Origin of the sequence: Methylomonas koyamae (genome assembly GCF_019669905.1) — a bacterium.
Lineage (GTDB): Bacteria > Pseudomonadota > Gammaproteobacteria > Methylococcales > Methylomonadaceae > Methylomonas > Methylomonas koyamae.
The window spans coordinates 2,354,569-2,373,557 of sequence record NZ_AP019777.1 but is presented as its reverse complement, the minus strand read 5'-3'; the positions used below and the strand labels follow the sequence as shown (position 1 = coordinate 2,373,557).

Sequence of the window (18,989 nt, the reverse complement as noted above, 5' to 3'; positions counted from 1 at the left end):
AAGTTGCCAGTTTATCAGAGATACAACGGCGCCATGCGCCGCCAGTAATGCCCCTGGTGGGCACGCCCCTCCCACTCGTATAACGCGTGAGCCACGCCTTTCTCGGCGAGAACCCGGCTTAGCGCATGGTTATTCGCCAGAAACGGATCTTGCTTGCCGATCACCAAGGTAATGTCCATCTGCCGGATGGCCGCCAATTGGGCTTCGCAGGCCAGATTAGGCAAAAAATGGCTCGGCGTATGGAAGTAAATATTTTCGTCGTAATAGCCGTCGAACAGGTTTTTGAAACATTCGACTTCCAGGGTCAAATCGAAGCGTCCGGAAAATGCCACCAATTTTTTGAACAATTGCGGATGGCGAAACGCGATATTGGCGGCATGAAAAGCCCCCAAACTGCAGCCGTGCGCAATGACGCAGGGATGCGGATTTTTCAGCGCCATGAACGGCATGATCTCGTTCAACACATAATCTTCGAAATACATGTGGCGTTGAATGCGGTCTTGCGGTTTTCGCCAAAAACAGTAAAAAGTTTCGTGGTCGATGCTATCGACGCAGTACAACTGCAAGTAACCGGCCTCGATCTTATTGCGCAGCCGTTCGACGATACCTAGATTTTCGTACTCGAAGAAACGGCCGTCGCGGGTCGGAAAAATCAGGACTTTGGCTCCGGCGTGACCGAATACCAGAAACTCCATGTCTCTACCGAGTCGCGGGCTGTACCAATGGTGGTATTCGCGGTTCATAGCCTAAACGGGCGATACTCCGAAAAATTGCTGCAATTCAGCAACCAATTGTCGATCCTGTTCGTGTTGGCGCGGGTATTCGAAATGCCCGGCTTCCAACACGAACAAACGTTTCTCGCCGGACCAGGCGTTATAAATCGCAAATTGTCCGGGCGGCGCGACGACGGGATCGAATAATGCGACTGCCGCGTGTAACGGCTGCACGGCATGGCGCGCAGCAACCGCGGCATCGTAATAGGCCAATGTGTCAAAAATGCGAGGGTGGTGTTGGCTATGGGCCTTCAGCGCGGCCGCACTGCCGCTGCTGGGCAAGCTCAAGCGCAACGGCTGGTTGCCGAAGGTCGGCACGTTCAAATGCAGCCGTTTGATTCTTAGGTCCCACGGCGCGGCCAATGCACCGAGCCCGCCGCCAAAGCTGATTCCCATATAGCCGATACGCTCGGCGCATTGCGGATAAATGGCGGCGAGCACCGTTACGGCTAGCCAGATATCCTCGACGCAACCGCCAATCACGTACTGGTTCGGATCTTCTATCGCATGCAATACATGCAGGTTTGGCTGTTCCGGCAAACTACCGTTGCGGCTGCGCGAGATACCGCGCATGCACGGGAACAACAAAGCGGCTCCGCCAATTTGCAGATGGTAATCCGGTTGCTCCCTGCCGCCGTAGCCGTGGCCGACGACGATGGCTTGCGTTACCGCTTGATTTTCCGGCTCCAACAGCCAGCCGCCGATGGCGAAATCCCCGGTGGAACGGTAGCTTATATCGTAGACCCGGTAACCGGCGCGAGAGCACTGGTAGGTCAGCGCGTAATCCGCTGCGATATTGACGGCTTGCCGGTATTTGTCGCGCCAGAACCGGCAAAAATCGGGATTTTCCTCCGGCGCCGGAATTGCCAACAAATCGTCGAGGCTACAGCCGTATCCCGGATCGTAGTTGTAGTGATGGTGGAATGAGCTCACTGCCGATATCTGTAAGCGGATTGGCGGCCCCAAGGCCGGGATGAATTCAGGCCGTGCATTGCCGGCAGTATTGCCTTGCGTGGTGCCCGAGTCCTGCAGTAGCGGAACGAAGCCGGATGCTCCGTTCCGAATAAGGGGTTAATCGACTATTTTGTATTTTTCCCTGGAAGCATCGACCATGTCGCGCAATTCCTTTCCAGGCTTGAAATGAGGTACGTGCTTCTCCGTCAGCGAGACCGAATCTCCGGTTTTCGGATTTCTGCCCAAGCGGGCGGAGCGGTGGTGTAATGAAAAACTGCCAAAGCCTCTAATTTCGATTCGTTCGCCACTGGCCAATGTATCGCTCAAGTGATCGACAACACATCTGACCGCCAATTCCACATCTTTAAGCGCGAGATGCGGCTGTTTTCTCGCCAGCATCTCTATCAATTCTGATTTCGTCACATCCAGCCCTGAATAATCAAAAAAGGGTGGCATGAGTACACCCATGCCACCCTCGGAGATGGTTTTATTACTTGTCCATTTGTTTGAAGATGTCGCCCAACGTTGCAGTACCTGCATTTTGTTGCGAGTAATCTTTAATCGCGTTGGACTCTTCTTCCGCATCCTTCGCTTTGATGGACAAAGAAATAGACTTGGTTTTCTTATCGACACCGACGAATTTAGCTTCGATTTCATCGCCCGCTTTCAGCAGTTTGCTGGCATCTTCGACGCGGTCGCGCTGAATCTCGGAAGCTCGCAAATAACCTTCCACATTGTCGGCCAAGGTCACGATGGCGCCTTTGGCGTCGACTTCTTTGACGGTGCCTTTCACCAAGCTGCCTTTTTCATGCAGCGCGATGTAGTTTTGGAAAGGATCTTGCTCCAGTTGTTTGATGCCCAACGAGATGCGTTCGCGCTCGGAGTCCACCGCCAAAATAACGGTTTCGACTTCGTCGCCTTTTTTGTAGTTGCGAATCGCTTCTTCGTCGTTCTCGTTCCAGGAGATGTCGGACATATGCACCAGACCGTCGATGCCGCCTTCCAGACCGATAAAGATACCGAAATCGGTGATCGATTTGATTTTGCCGGTGATTTTGTCGCCTTTGTTATGGGTAGCGGCAAATTCGTCCCAAGGATTGGATTTGCACTGTTTCATACCCAGAGAAATACGGCGGCGTTCTTCGTCGATTTCCAGAACCATGACTTCAACTTCATCGCCCAACTGAACGACTTTGGATGGGTTGACGTTTTTGTTGGTCCAGTCCATTTCGGAAACGTGCACCAAACCTTCGACGCCTTCTTCGATTTCCACGAAGCAACCGTAATCGGTCAGGTTGTTGACTTTACCGAACACGCGGGTGCCGGCCGGGTAACGGCGGGCGATGTTTTGCCATGGATCTTCATCCATTTGTTTCATGCCCAAAGACACGCGAGTTTTGTCTTTGTCGAATTTCAGGACTTTGACTTTGACTTCCTGGCCGATCTCTACGCACTCGGACGGATGGCGAACGCGGCGCCATGCCATGTCGGTGATATGCAGCAGGCCGTCGACGCCGCCCAGATCGATAAACGCACCGTAATCGGTGAGGTTCTTAACGATACCGGTAACGATCGCGCCGTCTTGCAGCGTTTTAACCAATTCTTCGCGCTCTGCGCTGTATTCGCTTTCGACGACCGCGCGACGTGACAACACGACGTTGTTACGTTTTTGGTCGATTTTGATGACCTTGAATTCAAGATCGCGGTTTTCCAAAAACGCGGTGTCGCGAATCGGACGCACGTCAACCAGAGAACCCGGCAAGAACGCGCGCAGCGCGCCGACTGCCACGGTGAAACCGCCGCGAACTTTGCCGTTAATACGGCCGATAACGGTTTCTTGCGTTTCGAAGGCCTTTTCCAATTCAGCCCACGCTTTGCTTTTCTTGGCTTTGTCGCGGGAAAGAAGAGTGGCGCCCAAGCCATCTTCGAACAGATCGAGAGCTACTTCGATCTCGTCACCGATATTGACTTCCAAGTCGCCGTCGGCATTCAGGAATTGCCATTTTGGAATGACACCTTCCGATTTCGCCTGTGTACTGACGATGACAAACTCGTTTTCGATGTCGACAACGGTACCGATCAACATCGCGCCAGGACGCATTTCGGTCTTGGCATAACTCTCTTCAAACAACTCTGCAAAGCTTTCGCCCATCTTTACTTTCCCAAACTTGCCACAACACCAGCAAGTTTTAACAATTATCAAAAAATTAATAAAAGCTATCGGCTCGCGCCGATAACTGCCAAAAGTCTCATTCGACTAAATTTACTACCTGATCAATCACCTGTTGAATAGACAAGCTGGATGAATCGATATAATGCGCCCCTTCAGGCACGGTGAGCGGCGCAGACGCCCGCTGGCTATCGCGACGATCGCGCTCCTCTATCTCCCGAGTGATTTGCGGAAGGTTAGCATCAATTCCCTTTTCAATCAACTGTTTATATCTACGCAACGCCCTTTCTTCGGCACTGGCGGTCAGATAAACCTTGTATTTCGCTTCGGGAAAGACCACGCTGCCCATGTCGCGCCCGTCAGCGACCAACCCCGGAAGTTGTTGAAAATCCTTTTGTTTTTGTAGCAATATCGCTCTGACTTCCGGATAGGCAGCGATAATCGAGGCGGCATTGCCGGTAGTTTCGGTCGCCAAGCGGCCGGAAATATCGCCACCGTTGAGCCGCACCACGAGTTCGTCGCCGCATTCGAATTCTAACGACATCGCTTCAGCGACAGCGCAAATTTTGGCAACGTCGTTCAAGTCCAGACCGGCATCCAAAACCGCAACCGCCAACGACCGGTATATCGATCCGCTATCCAGATAATGCCAGCCCAAAATTTTCGAGACCGCCCGACTGACGGTGCCCTTACCGGCCCCGCTGGGGCCGTCTATCGTTAAAACTGGAATCGACATCGTTATAGCGTGCCCAATTTCAGACCCAATTGCGTCGCCAACGTCGGGAATTCCTTGAACGAGGTATTGACGTTGGCGCAATCGTTAATCGTAATCGGGCCGTTGGCGCGCAGGCCGGCAATCGAGAACGACATCGCGATGCGGTGATCGCCGTGCGAGTCGACTTCGCCGCTACCCAATTGGCCGCCGTTGATGACCATGCCGTCTTTGGTCGGCTGGGCGTCGATACCGAGGATTTGTAAACCGTCCGCCATGACCTGAATCCGGTCTGATTCCTTAACTCGCAATTCCTCTGCGCCGGTCAATACGGTTTGACCTTCGGCGCAAGACGCGGCAACAAACAGCACCGGAAACTCGTCGATCGCCAGCGGCACCAAGTGTTCTGGAATATTGATGCCTTTTAAGGAAGCAGAACGCACGCGCAAATCGGCTACCGGCTCGCCGCCGACTTCGCGCTCGTTGAGTACTTCGATATTGGCGCCCATCAGACGCAAAATGTCGATCACGCCGGTGCGGGTCGGGTTGATGCCGACATGCTTCAGGGTGACGTCGGAATTCGGAGCAATGCTGGCGCCGACCAAAAAGAACGCCGCCGAGGAAATGTCGCTGGGCACGTCGATGTTGGTCGCGGTCAACTTACCTTCGCTGCTGATTTTCGCGGTGGCGCCGTCACGGATAACGGGATAGCCGAAACCAGCCAGCATGCGCTCGGTATGGTCGCGGGTCGGCGCCGGTTCGGTGACGCTGGTCTCGCCTTCCGCGTACATGCCTGCCAGTAACAAGCAAGACTTGACCTGGGCGCTGGCGATCGGCATGTCGTAATGCATGCCTTTCAACTTACCAGCCTTTCCTTTGATATGCAGCGGCGCGGTACCGTTGGGCTGGGTTTCGATTTCGGCACCCATTTCCGCCAATGGCACAGTCACCCGCTTCATCGGCCGCGATTCCAGCGACTTGTCCCCAGTCAACACGGTATCGAAGGCTTGACCGGCCAACAGACCGGACAGCAAACGCATAGAGGTGCCGGAGTTACCCAGATATAACGGCTTGTCCGGCGCTTTCAGGCCGTGCTTACCCACACCGTGTATCGTCACTTCGCCATTGACCGGACCTTCGATTTGCACACCCATTGCCCGAAACGCTTCCAAGGTGGAAATCGCGTCCTCGGCGTTCAAAAAGCCGGTGACGTGAGTGACGCCTTCGGCCAGCGAACCGAGCATGATCGAGCGGTGCGACATGGATTTGTCGCCGGGTACGCGGATTTCGCCGTTCAGGCGGCCGCCGGGTTGGACTTGGAATATGACGTTAGTGGATGAGGACATAGTGGTTAAGTTGGATCGTCAAAAGTTTCGAGAAAACGTTGCCGGGCTTGCTTGGCATAGCTGAAGGCGTCGAACAAAGCTTGCGCGTCGTCAGCCTGCAGCATGCGTTCGAATTGGCCGAGTTCGGTTTGAAATTGTTGAATCAGCGGAATAATTTCCTGTTTATTGGCCAGACAAATATCCTGCCACATGGTCGGATCGCTAGAGGCGATGCGGCTGAAGTCCTTGAAACCGCCGGCGGCATATTTGAAAATTTCGCGCTGCTCATCCTTGCGTCCCAGCATGCCGACCAAGGCGAAAGCCAGGATATGCGGCAAATGACTGGTCGCCGCCAACACGGTATCGTGATGCTCGACAGCCATCACCGATACGCTGGCGCCGATACGCTGCCAGAGTTCGCTGAGTCTGTCAGCAGCTTGGGGATCGGTATTCGGCAACGGCGTAACGATTACGCGGCGGTTACGGTACAAATCGGCCATCGCCGCTTCAACACCGCTACGCTCGGCACCGGCAATCGGATGCGCCGGCACGAAATTGCTCGGTACCTCGCCGAACACCGCTCGCGCCGCCTCGACCACACTGCCTTTGGTGCTACCGGCGTCGCTGTATATCGCTTGCGGATTCCAATACGGTTTCAGTTGCGCAAAGATGGCCTGCATGCTGCCGACGGGCGTGCAAATGATGACGCAATCGGTCCCGACCATCGCTTGCGCGGCATCGGTGTATACCGCATCGACCACGCCTAATTCCAATGCACGCTGCATATTCGGTAAATTCTTTTCCCGTCCCAACGCTACTACCTGCTGACACAAGCCTTCGGCGCGGACGGCCTTGGCGATAGAACCGCCGATCAGACCGATGCCGATGATGCACAGGCGCTTAAACACCTTGCAACACCTGCGTCAAAGCGTCGATGAAGATTTGGTTTTCTCGCTGGGTGCCGATACTAACCCGCAAATGATTCGGCATTTCGTAATTGGCCACTGGCCTGACGATAACGCCTTTTTGCAATAAAGCTTGATACAGCGGCAAGGCCGCTTGTTTCATGTCCACCGACACGAAATTGCCGGACGACGGAATCCACGGCAAATCCAAAGCCTTGAAAGCGGAGGTCAATTGCGCCATGCCGGCGTTGTTGACCGCCACGGTCTCGGCCAGATAGTCAGCGTCAGTCATCGCCGCTTCCGCCGCCGCCAATGCCAGCATGTTGCCGTTGAACGGCTGGCGGACTCGATTCAGCAAATCCGCCACTTCCGGCGACGACACGCCGAAACCGATGCGCAGACCGGCCAGCCCGTAAGCTTTGGAAAAGGTGCGGGCAATAATCAGGTTGGGATATTGGCTCGGCCACTGCATGGATTCGGTGCGCAGCGCCGGATCGACGAATTCGTAATAGGCTTCGTCCAGCACGCACAGCACCGATTTCGGCAGCGAGGCGACGAAATCTTCCACGGCTTGCGGTGCCAACAAAGTACCGGTCGGGTTATTCGGGTTGGCGATGAATACCACCCGGGTCTTAGCTGTCACCGCCGCCCGCATTGCGTCCAGATCGTGACCATAATTCTTGGCCGGCACGACCACGGCTTTGGCACCGACCGCCTGAGTCAGAATCGGATATAGAGCGAAAGCATGCTGAGCGAATACGACTTCGTGCTCGGGAGCGACGAAGGTACGCATGACCAGTTCCAGAATCTCGCTGGAACCGTTGCCGAGCGTAATTTGAGCAAGGTCCACACCCCAGCGGGCCGAAATCGTGGTTTTCAAGGCGTAGCCGCTGCCGTCCGGATAGCGGGCGATTTCCGGTAAGGTGTTCTGAATCGCTTCGGCCACCTTGCGGCCGGTGCCGAGCGGATTTTCGTTGGACGCCAGCTTGATGACTTCGCTCAGACCCAGCTCGCGCTGCAATTCTTCCGCCGGTTTACCCGGCACGTAAGGCATCAGTTGCTGAACGCCTTCCAAGGCAAGTTGTAAAAATTGATTCATGAAACAAACGGATTAAATGACGGCTTTAGGATAGGAACCCAATACTTTCAACATCTTGACGTTGTTTTCCAGGCTGTTCAGCGCCGCGGCGACATCTGCGTCTGCGCGGTGGCCTTCGATATCGATAAAAAACACGTATTCCCACAAGCCTTGCCGCGAGGGCCGCGACTCGATATGAGTCATGCTGATACCGTATTGGGCAAACGGTTGCAGGATCCGGTGCAACGCGCCGGGCTGGTTGCCGGTGGATACTAGAATCGACGTCTTGTCCAGACCGGTCGAAACCGGTTGCACCCGGCCAATGACGATGAAACGGGTCGTGTTGTTGGCTTCGTCTTCGATATGTTTTTCGATGACGTTGAGGTCATACAACTCGGCGGCGGTCAGACCGGCAATGGCAGCTTTGCTGTGGTCCAGCGAGGCCAGGCGCGCGGCTTCGGCATTGCTGCTGACCGCAGTACACGGCACACCGGGCAGGTTCGCGGTCAGCCATTGCCGGCACTGGGCCAAGGATTGCTGATGCGAGAACACTTCGCTAATACCAACCAAAGTGTCCATCTTGCCGAGCAAGTTTTGATGCACCCGAATTTCGACTTCGCCACAAATCTGCAGCGGGCTGTCCATGAAACGGTCCAAGGTATGGGCAATCACGCCTTCGGTCGAGTTCTCCACCGGCACCACGCCGAATTGGCAGTGCCCGGTTTCTACCGATTGAAAGATTTCGTGTATCGTCGGTACCGGGATATCTTTGACCGCATGACCGAAATGTTTGAAAGTCGCTTGCTGCGAGAAAGTGCCGGCGGGACCGAGAAAGGCAACTTCCAGCGGTTTTTCCAACGCCAGACAGGCCGACATCAATTCGCGGAAAAGATGGGCGGCGGCATCGTCGCCCAGCGGCCCCGGATTCAATTCTTTGATCCGCCGCAATACCTGCGCTTCCCGGTCCGGGCGGTAAAAACTGCCGGTCTCGCCTTCGGCCTGCTTGGTGCGCGCGACTTCAATCGCACATTCGGCGCGCCGGTTGACCAGTTCCAGAATCTGTTGGTCTATCGCGTCTATACGATCGCGCAATTCGGACAACGGAATGATAGGGGTCATAGAGCCTTAGTGGGTGCGCTCGAATTCCGCCATGAAGGCTATCAACGCATCGACGCCGGCTTCCGGCATCGCATTGTAAATACTGGCGCGCATGCCGCCGACCGAGCGGTGGCCGGCCAAAGTACTCAAGCCGCTGCGTTCGGCCAGTGCCAAAAATTCTTTGTCCAGCGCCGGATCGTGCAACACGAACGGGACGTTCATCCGCGACCGGAACGGTTTGTCGACCGGGTTACGGTATAAGCTGGAATTATCGATCGCATCGTATAACTTTTGGGCTTTGCGGATATTGCGTTGTTCGATTGCGGCAACGCCGCCCTCTCCCTTCAGCCATTGCAGGGTCAGGCCCAGCAAATACCAGTTGTAGGTGGCAGGCGTATTCAACATCGAATCGGCCTTGGCTTGCTGGGCATAGCTAAACACTGCCGGCGTATTTTTCGCTTCCAATCCCACCAAGTCGTCGCGCACGATAACCACGGTTACCCCAGACGGCCCCATGTTTTTCTGAGTGCCGGCGTAAATGATGCCGTAGCGGCTAACGTCGACCGGCCGCGACAAAATATTGGACGACATGTCGCAAACCAGCGGCAGCCCGCCTACCTCGGGTACGTCGCTGAATTCGACGCCGTGGATGGTCTCGTTGGAGGTGTAATGCAGGTAAGCGGCCCCGGTATCGATCCGCCAATCGGCGACAGCCGGAATCGTCGTAAACGAACTTGCTTCGGAACTGGCGGCAAGCCCCACTTCGCAATACTTGCCGGCTTCCTTGATTGCGGCCGTGGACCAGGCACCGGTATTGACATAGCACGCCTTGGCTTTACCGTTCAGAATGTTTTGCGGAATCATCGCAAACTGAGCCGTGGCGCCGCCTTGCAGGAACAACACCTGGTAACCGGCCGGCACCGCGAGCAGTTCGATCAGGTCGGCCTTCATTTGTTCGGCAATCGCCATAAAATGTTTACCGCGATGGCTCATTTCCATCACCGACATCCCGCTACCTTGCCAATCCAACATTTCCCGTTGCGCTTGCTGCAATACCGCTTCCGGCAACATCGACGGACCTGCGCTGAAATTAAAAACTCTTGCCATTACTCTTCCTCTCCTGCAATGGACGCGTTGCCGTCCTCCGCTTCCTGTTCCTGGTCGCCGATTTCATCGCCGTCTTCGTCGCCCAAACCATCGATACGATCCACGCCAACCACTTTCTCGCCTTTGTCCAGCCGAATCACGGTAACGCCCTGCGTATTTCTACCCACGACCGAAATCTCTTTGACTCGAGTACGGACCAGAGTACCACCGTCGGTAATCAACATGATTTCGTCGGTATCGTTGACCAATACCGCACCGACCACGGCGCCGTTACGTTCCGAGGTTTGAATTGCAATCAAGCCTTGGCCGCCGCGGCGGTGCTGGGTAAATTCCTCCAACCGGGTGCGTTTGCCGTAGCCGTTCTCGGTGATGTTAAGCACTGTGCCTTCGCTGGCCACAATCAGCGAGATGACTTTTTGGCCTTCCTGCAACCGAATGCCGCGCACGCCGGCAGCGGTTCTGCCCATCGAGCGGACATCGGTTTCGTTGAAACAAACCGCCTTGCCGTCGCTGCTGAATAGCAGCACGTTTTGCTGGCCGTCGGTAATCGCGACGCCGACCAGAGTATCGTTTTCGCTCAAATCGATTGCGATTTTGCCGTTACTGCGCTGGCGCTCGAATTCCGGCAACGGCGTTTTCTTGACGGTACCGGACGACGTCGCCATAAAGATGTATTTATCGGCGCTGTATTCGCGCACCGGCAACATCGCATTGATTTTTTCGCCCTCTTCCAACGGCAGCAAATTAACAAAGGGTTTGCCGCGCGCGGCTCGGCTGGCGACCGGCAGGTTGAATACCCGTAGCCAGTAGACCTTACCGGCCGACGAGAAACACAGTATCGTGTCGTGGGTATTGGCAATGATCAGTTTTTCGACGAAATCGTTTTCCTTGGTTGCCGTCGCCGATTTACCGCGGCCGCCGCGGCGCTGTGCCTTGTAATCGGTTAGCGGCTGGGTTTTGACATAACCCTCGTGCGACATGGTCACGACCATGTCCTCTTCGGTGATCAGGTCTTCCGCGGACAAGTCGGAATAATCCTGCACGATCTCGGTGCGGCGTTGGTCGGCGTACTGGCTACGAATTTCCTCCAACTCTTCGCGGATCACTTCCATCAAGCGTACGTCGCTGCCGAGTATGTGCAGATATTCGTCGATCAACGCCAGCAATTCCCGGTATTCGTTGACGATTTTTTCCTGTTCCAAACCGGTCAAGCGGTGCAAACGTAAATCCAGAATCGCCTGAGCCTGGGTCTCCGACAAACGGTAAACGCCGTCGGCCAAACCGAATTCGGGTCCCAAGTCCTCCGGGCGGGAGCGGTCGGCGTCGGCCCGGTCCAATAACGAAGCCACCAGACCGGCGCTCCAGGTTCTGGCTAACAAGCCGGCTTTGGCCTCCTGCGGATTCGGCGAGGTTTTGATCAGTTCGATCATCTCGTCGATGTTGGCCAGCGCCACCGCCAAACCTTCTAAGATATGCGCCCTTTCCCGCGCCTTGCGCAGGTTGTAAATGGTTCTGCGGGTAACGATTTCGCGCCGGTGGTCGATGAAGGCCAGCAATATGTCCTTCAAATTCATGCAATGCGGCCGGCCGTCGTACAGCGCCACCATGTTGATGCCGAACACCGTTTGCAGTTGGGTCTGTTTATACAGGTTGTTCAGCACCACGTCCGGCACTTCGCCGCGGCGCAATTCGATGACCATGCGCATGCCGTCCTTATCGGATTCGTCGCGCAAGCCGGAGATACCCTCCAGTCTGCCTTCCTTAACCAGTTCGGCAATTTTCTCCAACAGCCGCGCTTTGTTGACCTGGTAAGGCAGCTCGGTAGCGATGATGGCTTGGCGGCCGCTGTCGCCGATATCCTCGAAATGGCAGCGAGCACGCAGATAGATCCGGCCGCGGCCGGTAGCATAGGCTTCGTAAATACCGGATGCGCCGTTGATAATGCCGGCGGTTGGAAAATCCGGGCCGGGCACGATTTGCATCAGTTCGGAGATCGATAAATCGGAATTTTCGATCAAAGCCAAACAGGCGCTGATAATTTCGCCCAGGTTATGCGGCGGAATATTGGTCGCCATACCGACCGCGATTCCGGCCGAGCCGTTGACCAGCAAGTTCGGCACCCGGGTCGGCAGCACTCTGGGTTCGGATTCCGATTCGTCGTAGTTCGGGACGAAATCGACGGTTTCCTTATCCAGATCGGCCAGAAGTTCATGGGCGATTTTCGCCATACGGACTTCGGTATAACGCATCGCCGCCGGGGAATCGCCGTCGACCGAGCCGAAGTTACCCTGGCCGTCGATCAGCATGTAGCGTAAAGAGAACGGCTGCGCCATCCGCACGATGGTATCGTAGACCGCCGTATCGCCGTGCGGGTGGTATTTACCGATCACGTCACCGACCACACGGGCCGATTTTTTATAAGGTTTGTTCCAATCGTTACCCAGTTCGCTCATCGCGTACAACACGCGGCGATGAACCGGTTTCAAACCGTCCCGCACGTCGGGAAGCGCTCTACCGACGATTACGCTCATCGCGTAATCGAGGTAGGATTGTTTCATCTCGTCTTCGAGATTGACCGGGATAATTTCTTTAGCGAAGTCTGACATGGATCCGTGATTCTAGTGCGGTCGACGGTTCACCCGTACGACAGGACAGCCCGATGCATCAATTCCGTTTACTCGGTGCCGGCCGGATTATAAAGCGGCGGATTATAGCAAACGCCACCCTCCGCCGTCAGGCAAAAATCTCGGCCAAAAAGTTTTGCATCGCTTGCCAGGAGCGGCGATCCGCCAGCGCTTGGTAAACCGTTCCGAAGCTCGGATTGTTGGCAACCGGATTGGTAAAGGCATGCATCGTGTTGCCGTAACTATGGACTTGCCAATCGGCACCGGCTCGGCTCAGCTCGGCCTGTAACGCCTGAACTTGCGCCGGCGGTGCCATCGGATCGTCGTGGCCGTGCAACACCAATACCTTGGCTTTAAGCCGCGGCTCCGGGATATTGTCCGGCGGCACCAATAAGCCGTGAAACGACACCACGCCGCGAATATCGGCTCCGGAACGGGCCAAATCCAGAGCGCATAAGCCGCCGAAACAAAAGCCGATCGCCGCGATCTTGCCATTATCGGCCCAAGGCAACAATTTCGTCGCCGCCAATGCGGCGTGCAGGCGTTTCTGCAATTTCGCCCGATCGGCCATGAAGGGTTGCATCAAACCGGCATTTTCTTCCGGACTCTTGCCCAGAACGCCGCGGCCGTATGTATCGGCGGCGAACCCCAAATAACCCAGTTCGGCCAGTAATTTAGCCTTTTCGGCAACGAAACCGTCGCGGCCGCCCCAAGCATGGTGAATCAGCACGACAGGGCGTGGACCGTCGATCGCATCGTCGTAAGCAAAAAAACCTTCCAAAGCCACGTCGCCGTCCAAATAACCGACCGTGTTCGACACTATTGCCATCTTTAATACCGCTCTACTTTCGAGTTACAAATCGCCTCTGGCTTGCAAGGCTTGCAAAAACCCTTCCGAGGCCTGTTCGACCAGATCCAGAACTCGCTCGAAGCCATAACTGCCGCCGTAATACGGGTCCGGCACTTCGCGCTGATTCAAGTGCGGAGCATATTCGAGAAACCGCCGAATCTTGTGCGCATGGTCTTGCGGGCAGACTTCAATCAATACCGCATGGTTATCGTCATCCATCGCCAGAATGTGGTCGAAATTCTCGAAATCCTCGGCCACCACTTTGCGCGCTCGAATATGTTTCAACTCGATGCCGCGCTCCCTGGCCGCCTTTTGCGCGCGCAGGTCGGGAGCGTCGCCGACATGGTAGGCATGAGTGCCGGCCGAATCGATTTCAAAGCGCTCCGCCAGATTCTTTTCCGCCACCACGTTGGAAAAAACCCCCTCCGCAGTCGGGGAGCGGCAAATATTGCCCATACAAACAAACAAAACCTTGATTTTCCGCATAAGTTATAAAGTTTTCCGAGTCGTTGACGCTAAATTGTAAGCTATACTCAGCGCGTCTGTCTTGTGGGCCAAGCCACCATATACAAGCTAACTTTATAAAAAATACAACATGTTTCAGGAGCTTTAGGATGTTAATGATGAACTGGCATTCGGTGGGGGTAAAAGTGGTATCGATTACCATGTCCGTACTCACACTCGTCGGCGTGGCAATACTGATTGTGTATTCGAGCGCCGAGAAACAAAAACTGATCGACCGAGAAATAGCCGCTTCCCGCCAGCTTTTAATCCTATCCGAGTCCATTCGCGACAACGTCGTGAAAAAATGGGAAACCGGCGTCTACTCGCCGGAATTGCTGATGGATCTGATCGAACAGCACGGCCAAGCCAAAGCCCGGGATTTGGTCGTGGCGACGGTCCCGACCGCAAACGCTTGGGACGTGGTCGAGTCGGAAGCCAAAGACCACGGCTTCCGCTTCAAAGCGCCTAGCCTGAATCCGCGTAATCCGCGTAACGCCGCCGACGAAATCGAGCGCAAAGCCCTGGATTATTTCAGAAGCAACCCATCCGCCAGCGACTACAGCTACATCGATGAAGAGAAAGAAGAAATTCGCTATCTGCGCCCGGTGAAAATGGTCAAGCAGTGCGAATTGTGCCACGGCGACCCGAAAACGTCGTCAACCTTATGGCGAAACGACAAAGGCGTCGATTTGCTGGGATATCCGATGGAAAACCGCCGCGCCGGCGAATTGCACGGAGCGTTCGAAATCATCACGCCGTTCAGCGTCGCGTTGAACGAACTGAAGCAACACGTTTATTACGCTATCGGCTTTCTGTTGATAACGTTGGTCATCATTGGCTTCACCGGCTATTTCATGATGAACAAAATCATCATCGCGCCGCTGACGGCATTGGCCCTCAAGCTGCAGGACATCGGGAGCGGCGACGGCGATTTGCGTGCCCGGTTGGACGCCAGCGGCAAGTCGGAATTCGCCTGGATAGCCTCCAGCTTCAATTCGTTCGTGCGTAAAATCGCCAAAACCATCGACCAAATCAGCGTGACCAGCGAAAAACTCGCCAGCGCGTCGCACAAATTAGCCAATATCACCCAATCCACCCAATCCGGAGTCGAACGCCAATTGCACGAAACTACGCTGGTGGCCAACGCGATGAAACAAATGACCGCGACGGTGCAGGAAGTTGCCCGAAATGCAGTACGCGCTTCCGAGGCGGCGGAAATCGCCGACAAAGAGGCTTCTTCCGGTAAAAACATCGTCAAGAACGCCGTGAACGGCATCAATAACTTGGCCTCGGAAGTGGAAAATGCGGCCAACGTGATTCACGAACTGGAAAACGACAGTAACAGTATCGGCGAAGTATTGGGCGTGATTCAGGGCATCGCCGAACAAACCAATCTGTTGGCGTTGAACGCCGCAATCGAAGCGGCCCGCGCCGGCGAACAAGGCCGTGGCTTCGCGGTGGTTGCCGATGAAGTCAGAACCCTGGCCAGCCGCACCCAAAACTCCACGTTGGAAATTCAAAAAACCATCGAACGCTTACAAGACCGGGCCAAGCAAGCCGTGGCGGTAATGGAAAACGGCAGAAGCCGCGCGACATCCAGCGTCGAACAAGCGGCATCCGCCGGCGGCTCGATTACGTCGATCAGCGAGCGCATAGACACGATCAACGACATGAACAACCAGATCGCCAGTGCCGCCGAGGAACAAACCGCGGTCGCGGAAGAAATCAACCGCAACATCAGCAATATCAGCCGCGTATCCGAGGAGACTTCGGTCGGCGCAAAAAATACCGCCGAAGCCTGCCACGAGTTATTGGCTTTGGCCGATCAATTGCGTTCTATGGTAGGTAACTTCAAGACCTAGCTCGACCGGCGTTCCGGGAGGCTGGCTTCGCCACGAAGCCAGCCTCCCTCGGAACCCGATAAATCCGGCGACGGCCGGCTATACTTAGAGTGCACATTCCATCAAAGCACTCTAAGGATTTAGGACATGCCCACTTCGATAAACCAGTTGTTCGATCAACTTCACAAGATACCTCAAGTTCCCGAGGTCGTCAGATCCATCATCAACCAACTGAACGATCCGCATGCGGACATGCTCAACATCGCCAAGGACGTTGAGAAAGAACAAGTCATCGCACTCAAAATTCTGCGTCTGGTCAATTCGGCACACTTCGGCTTGTCGCGAAAAATCGGTTCCATCAACGAAGCCGTTTCCATGTTGGGACTCAACCAACTGAAAACCTTGGTGATTGCATCCGGCATCGTCGCCGCGACGCCCGACATAAAAAATTTCGACATAAAACGCAGTTGGCAAAACAGTTTTCGCACTGCGGCCTATAGCAAATGGTTGGCGGAACAAGCCGGCGCGGCCGGCGATATCGCATACACTGCCGGCCTGCTCGCCAATCTGGGTAACGTGTTGATTCACATCGCCTGCCCGAGCGAAGCCAACGAAGTCGACCAACACGTCAAAGCCGGCTCCGCGCGTCCGGACATCGAGAAAAACCGTCTGGGTTTTACCAGCCACCAAGTCTGCGCCGAACTATGCCGGCGTTGGCGATTCGCCGATATATTGATCGAAACGCTCGAGCAGTCGGCAGAACCTTGGTTGGCGGAACCGCCGAGCAAATTGAGCGGCGCGGTATATCTGGCCGGCTGGATTAGCGATCGGCAAGATCGCGGTCTGGACCACGAAGAGATACTGTCCGGCCTTCCTAGCAACGTTACCGCCCTGCTGAAATTAGACTCGGTTCTACTGGCCGAAAAAATGCCCGCCGTTCTCGCGCAAAAATCGGAACTCGACGGGCTGCTGGATTGAAGCGCCGGGCTTGGCTGAGGCCTTAACGCAGAGTCAAGCCCAGATTGACGGCGATATGCGCCAATTCGGTCGTGGTATCGACCTGTAACTTTTTCTTAATTTGCGTGGCGTAATTGGCCACGGTTTTATGACCGAGACACAGTTGGTCGGCAATTTTATGCACCGTCATGCCTTGCGCCAACAAACTGAACACATCGAATTCCCGCGGCGAAAAACCGGCGATCGCCGCCTGGTGGTCCGGGCGCGGGGCATCGTTGTGATGTTGGCTTTTGATTAAACCCTGTTCGACGTAACTACCCCCGTCCATAATCGCAGCGATCGCCTCGGCCAAGATGCCGGGCGCGCTGTTTTTGGTAATGTAACCTTGCGCGCCGGCATTCAGCGCCCGGCCAACGTAAACCTGTTCGTGGTGAACGCTGAATACCAAAATTTTCGCCGCCGGATCGCGCTGGCAGATGCGGCGTATGGTTTCCAGGCCGCCGATGCCCGGCATCGATAAATCCATCACCAAGATATCGGGTTTCAATTCCTGGTAAAGTTGAATCGCCTGTTCGCCGCGTTCGGCCTCGCCTATCACTTCAATTGCGTCGCCGGCCGCCAACAGCATCTTGAATCCGGCCCGCACCACCAAATGGTCGTCGACCAACAATATCTTGATTTTGCTCTTCATCACAGCGGAATCCTGGCATCCACCACCATACCTGCCCCAGGACTGGAGATAACTTTCAATTCGCCGTCCAACGACTTGATGCGCTCCTTAATCCCCAACAATCCGAACCCCCGCTTCACCGCCTGCAGATCGCAGCCTTGGCCGTCATCCTGAACCCGCAGATGCAAACAGGCCGCCGGCGCCTCCGCGCGATCAAGATCGATGACCACCCGCTGGGCGCCGGCGTGGCGAACGACGTTGGTCAGGCACTCTTGAATCACGCGAAATATCTGCACCGTAAGATTTTTATCCAGGCCGTCGACCGCATCGCTGCAACGAATGTTCAACTGCAAGCCGGCATTCCGTTCCGACCAATGGTTGACCATTTCTTCCAATGTCGCTTTCAAGCCCAACTCGCTAAGCACTAATGGGTGCAATTGCTGCATCATCGAGCGCACCACGGTCATTAAATGATCGCAAATCTCGCTGATCGAGGCGCTGATCTTGGCCGTGTCGGCTTTTTGGTGACTAGCGGTTACGGCCATCACCTTGATGGCCGTCAAGGACTGGCCGAATTCGTCGTGCAGTTCCTGAGACAAGCGCCGGCGCTCCTCTTCCTGGATCGCCAGAGAATGTTGGGTCAGCGCCCGGTTATCCTGGCGGGCTTTTTCCAGTTCCGCGGTCATATGGTTGATCGCATTGGCAATGTCATCGAATTCCTGGGTGGAAAACGGCGGCAGCTTATGCCGGTACTGGCCGGTCTCGATGACGCGCAAAGCGTCGACAATGACGGCAATCGACTGTAACGACTTGTTGAACACCAGATTCACGGCCAAAAAAGTCAATAAGGTCAGCAGCGAAATCGACGCTAAAAAAGCGACGCTTTCACCCCAGACTTCGGTAATCTCGTCCAGCGGTTGCGCCTGAATAATCAGTTTCAGCTCCTGCCCGTCTTCGGTTTTCAACTGGTGTTCCACCTGGGGATAATCGCTTTTCACCAGACCAATGAACCAGGCGGGGGGCATTTCCTCGGGATCGCTCGGCAGGGCTTCGCCGGCAAAATGAATCAACTGCCCGTCCGGTTTTTGCAGCTGGATGGTCAAGTGCCGGGTCTGGCGCAGGGCGCTGAATCGCGACAAATCGTTGCTTTGTTGAAATACCGGAGTGTCGGCAATCCCCAACGTAATGAGTTGCAGCGCCAAGTGTATGGAAGCGTCGACTTCTTTTGCCACTGCCTGCCGGGCCTGCCATATCGCCATTGCCCCTCCCAACAGCAAAATGCAGATCGACGACAACAACACGCGAAAGATAATCTGGTAGCGAAGACTCATTGCACCGTGACGCTCAAAACCGGATATTATCCGGCGTGGGCCGAATTGCAGCCACAGGAAAAATTCACTTTCTGGATCGCACCTATGAAC

The 18,989-nt window shown here is 55.2% G+C and carries 17 protein-coding genes; 2 read left to right on the top strand and 15 right to left on the bottom strand.

Features of this window, described 5'->3' with window-relative positions; genetic code table 11:
- Positions 1-14: 14 nt before the first annotated feature.
- The 13 genes from MKFW12EY_RS10870 to MKFW12EY_RS10810 form a co-directional block, all read right to left on the bottom strand.
- Positions 15-743, bottom strand: a complete 729-nt coding sequence (locus MKFW12EY_RS10870) for an esterase family protein (protein WP_054759661.1) — start codon at positions 741-743, stop codon at positions 15-17.
- Positions 744-746: 3 nt separating this feature from the next.
- Positions 747-1,706 (bottom strand): acetylxylan esterase, encoded by a 960-nt coding sequence (locus MKFW12EY_RS10865; RefSeq protein ID WP_054759663.1) that lies wholly within the window; start codon positions 1,704-1,706, stop codon positions 747-749.
- 138 nt (positions 1,707-1,844) lie between these two features.
- Complete coding sequence (locus MKFW12EY_RS10860) at positions 1,845-2,150, bottom strand: integration host factor subunit beta (RefSeq protein WP_054759678.1); 306 nt, start codon at positions 2,148-2,150, stop codon at positions 1,845-1,847.
- Between the two features lie 67 nt (positions 2,151-2,217).
- Positions 2,218-3,879 (bottom strand): 30S ribosomal protein S1, encoded by a 1,662-nt coding sequence (rpsA, locus tag MKFW12EY_RS10855; protein WP_054759665.1) that lies wholly within the window; start codon positions 3,877-3,879, stop codon positions 2,218-2,220.
- Positions 3,880-3,976: 97 nt separating this feature from the next.
- On the bottom strand, positions 3,977-4,639 hold the full coding sequence (gene cmk, locus MKFW12EY_RS10850; protein WP_172680227.1) for a (d)CMP kinase: 663 nt from the start codon (positions 4,637-4,639) through the stop codon (positions 3,977-3,979).
- On the bottom strand, positions 4,636-5,955 hold the full coding sequence (gene aroA, locus MKFW12EY_RS10845; RefSeq protein ID WP_221054529.1) for a 3-phosphoshikimate 1-carboxyvinyltransferase: 1,320 nt from the start codon (positions 5,953-5,955) through the stop codon (positions 4,636-4,638). The genes cmk and aroA overlap by 4 nt, the downstream gene beginning before the upstream one ends.
- A gap of 5 nt (positions 5,956-5,960) precedes the next feature.
- A complete protein-coding gene (locus MKFW12EY_RS10840) occupies positions 5,961-6,842 on the bottom strand; it encodes a prephenate dehydrogenase (protein ID WP_221054528.1) in 882 nt (293 codons plus the stop codon).
- Positions 6,835-7,938, bottom strand: a complete 1,104-nt coding sequence (hisC, locus tag MKFW12EY_RS10835) for a histidinol-phosphate transaminase (RefSeq protein ID WP_221054527.1) — start codon at positions 7,936-7,938, stop codon at positions 6,835-6,837. The genes MKFW12EY_RS10840 and hisC overlap by 8 nt, the downstream gene beginning before the upstream one ends.
- A gap of 12 nt (positions 7,939-7,950) precedes the next feature.
- Positions 7,951-9,036, bottom strand: a complete 1,086-nt coding sequence (gene pheA, locus MKFW12EY_RS10830) for a prephenate dehydratase (protein WP_221054526.1) — start codon at positions 9,034-9,036, stop codon at positions 7,951-7,953.
- A gap of 6 nt (positions 9,037-9,042) precedes the next feature.
- Positions 9,043-10,122, bottom strand: coding sequence for a 3-phosphoserine/phosphohydroxythreonine transaminase (gene serC, locus MKFW12EY_RS10825; protein WP_054759670.1), 1,080 nt, complete (start codon positions 10,120-10,122; stop codon positions 9,043-9,045).
- Positions 10,122-12,728, bottom strand: coding sequence for a DNA gyrase subunit A (gyrA, locus tag MKFW12EY_RS10820; RefSeq protein WP_221054525.1), 2,607 nt, complete (start codon positions 12,726-12,728; stop codon positions 10,122-10,124). The genes serC and gyrA overlap by 1 nt, the downstream gene beginning before the upstream one ends.
- Positions 12,729-12,855: 127 nt before the next feature.
- A complete protein-coding gene (locus MKFW12EY_RS10815) occupies positions 12,856-13,575 on the bottom strand; it encodes a dienelactone hydrolase family protein (protein WP_054759672.1) in 720 nt (239 codons plus the stop codon).
- Between the two features lie 24 nt (positions 13,576-13,599).
- A complete protein-coding gene (locus MKFW12EY_RS10810) occupies positions 13,600-14,082 on the bottom strand; it encodes a low molecular weight protein-tyrosine-phosphatase (RefSeq protein WP_054759674.1) in 483 nt (160 codons plus the stop codon).
- A gap of 128 nt (positions 14,083-14,210) precedes the next feature.
- Here MKFW12EY_RS10810 and MKFW12EY_RS10805 point away from each other — a divergent pair, with 128 nt between their 5' ends.
- Together MKFW12EY_RS10805 and MKFW12EY_RS10800 are read left to right on the top strand one after the other, a co-directional pair.
- A complete protein-coding gene (locus tag MKFW12EY_RS10805) occupies positions 14,211-15,962 on the top strand; it encodes a methyl-accepting chemotaxis protein (RefSeq protein ID WP_064026902.1) in 1,752 nt (583 codons plus the stop codon).
- Positions 15,963-16,088: 126 nt separating this feature from the next.
- Complete coding sequence (locus MKFW12EY_RS10800) at positions 16,089-16,919, top strand: HDOD domain-containing protein (protein ID WP_221054524.1); 831 nt, start codon at positions 16,089-16,091, stop codon at positions 16,917-16,919.
- A 22-nt stretch (positions 16,920-16,941) separates the two neighbouring features.
- Here MKFW12EY_RS10800 and MKFW12EY_RS10795 read toward each other — a convergent pair whose 3' ends face one another.
- Both MKFW12EY_RS10795 and MKFW12EY_RS10790 read right to left on the bottom strand, forming a co-directional pair.
- Positions 16,942-17,589 carry a response regulator transcription factor gene (locus MKFW12EY_RS10795; protein WP_064021552.1) on the bottom strand — a complete coding sequence of 216 codons (648 nt, stop codon included), beginning with the start codon at positions 17,587-17,589 and terminating at the stop codon, positions 16,942-16,944.
- Positions 17,589-18,899: a sensor histidine kinase gene (locus MKFW12EY_RS10790; RefSeq protein ID WP_221054523.1), complete on the bottom strand. Its 1,311-nt coding sequence runs from the start codon at positions 18,897-18,899 to the stop codon at positions 17,589-17,591. Before MKFW12EY_RS10790 ends, MKFW12EY_RS10795 begins: the two co-directional genes overlap by 1 nt.
- Positions 18,900-18,989: the final 90 nt, after the last annotated feature.

Bases quoted from the DNA above. Each gene is read 5' to 3' on its own strand.
- MKFW12EY_RS10795 (WP_064021552.1), bottom strand. From the start codon at position 17,589: ATGAAGAGCAAAATCAAGATATTGTTGGTCGACGACCATTTGGTGGTG.
- MKFW12EY_RS10815 (WP_054759672.1), bottom strand. From the start codon at position 13,575: ATGGCAATAGTGTCGAACACGGTCGGTTATTTGGACGGCGACGTGGCT.
- serC (WP_054759670.1), bottom strand. From the start codon at position 10,122: ATGGCAAGAGTTTTTAATTTCAGCGCAGGTCCGTCGATGTTGCCGGAA.
- rpsA (WP_054759665.1), bottom strand. From the start codon at position 3,879: ATGGGCGAAAGCTTTGCAGAGTTGTTTGAAGAGAGTTATGCCAAGACC.
- hisC (WP_221054527.1), bottom strand. From the start codon at position 7,938: ATGAATCAATTTTTACAACTTGCCTTGGAAGGCGTTCAGCAACTGATG.
- aroA (WP_221054529.1), bottom strand. From the start codon at position 5,955: ATGTCCTCATCCACTAACGTCATATTCCAAGTCCAACCCGGCGGCCGC.
- MKFW12EY_RS10805 (WP_064026902.1), top strand. From the start codon at position 14,211: ATGTTAATGATGAACTGGCATTCGGTGGGGGTAAAAGTGGTATCGATT.
- MKFW12EY_RS10810 (WP_054759674.1), bottom strand. From the start codon at position 14,082: ATGCGGAAAATCAAGGTTTTGTTTGTTTGTATGGGCAATATTTGCCGC.
- MKFW12EY_RS10790 (WP_221054523.1), bottom strand. From the start codon at position 18,899: ATGAGTCTTCGCTACCAGATTATCTTTCGCGTGTTGTTGTCGTCGATC.
- pheA (WP_221054526.1), bottom strand. From the start codon at position 9,036: ATGACCCCTATCATTCCGTTGTCCGAATTGCGCGATCGTATAGACGCG.
- MKFW12EY_RS10800 (WP_221054524.1), top strand. From the start codon at position 16,089: ATGCCCACTTCGATAAACCAGTTGTTCGATCAACTTCACAAGATACCT.
- MKFW12EY_RS10870 (WP_054759661.1), bottom strand. From the start codon at position 743: ATGAACCGCGAATACCACCATTGGTACAGCCCGCGACTCGGTAGAGAC.
- gyrA (WP_221054525.1), bottom strand. From the start codon at position 12,728: ATGTCAGACTTCGCTAAAGAAATTATCCCGGTCAATCTCGAAGACGAG.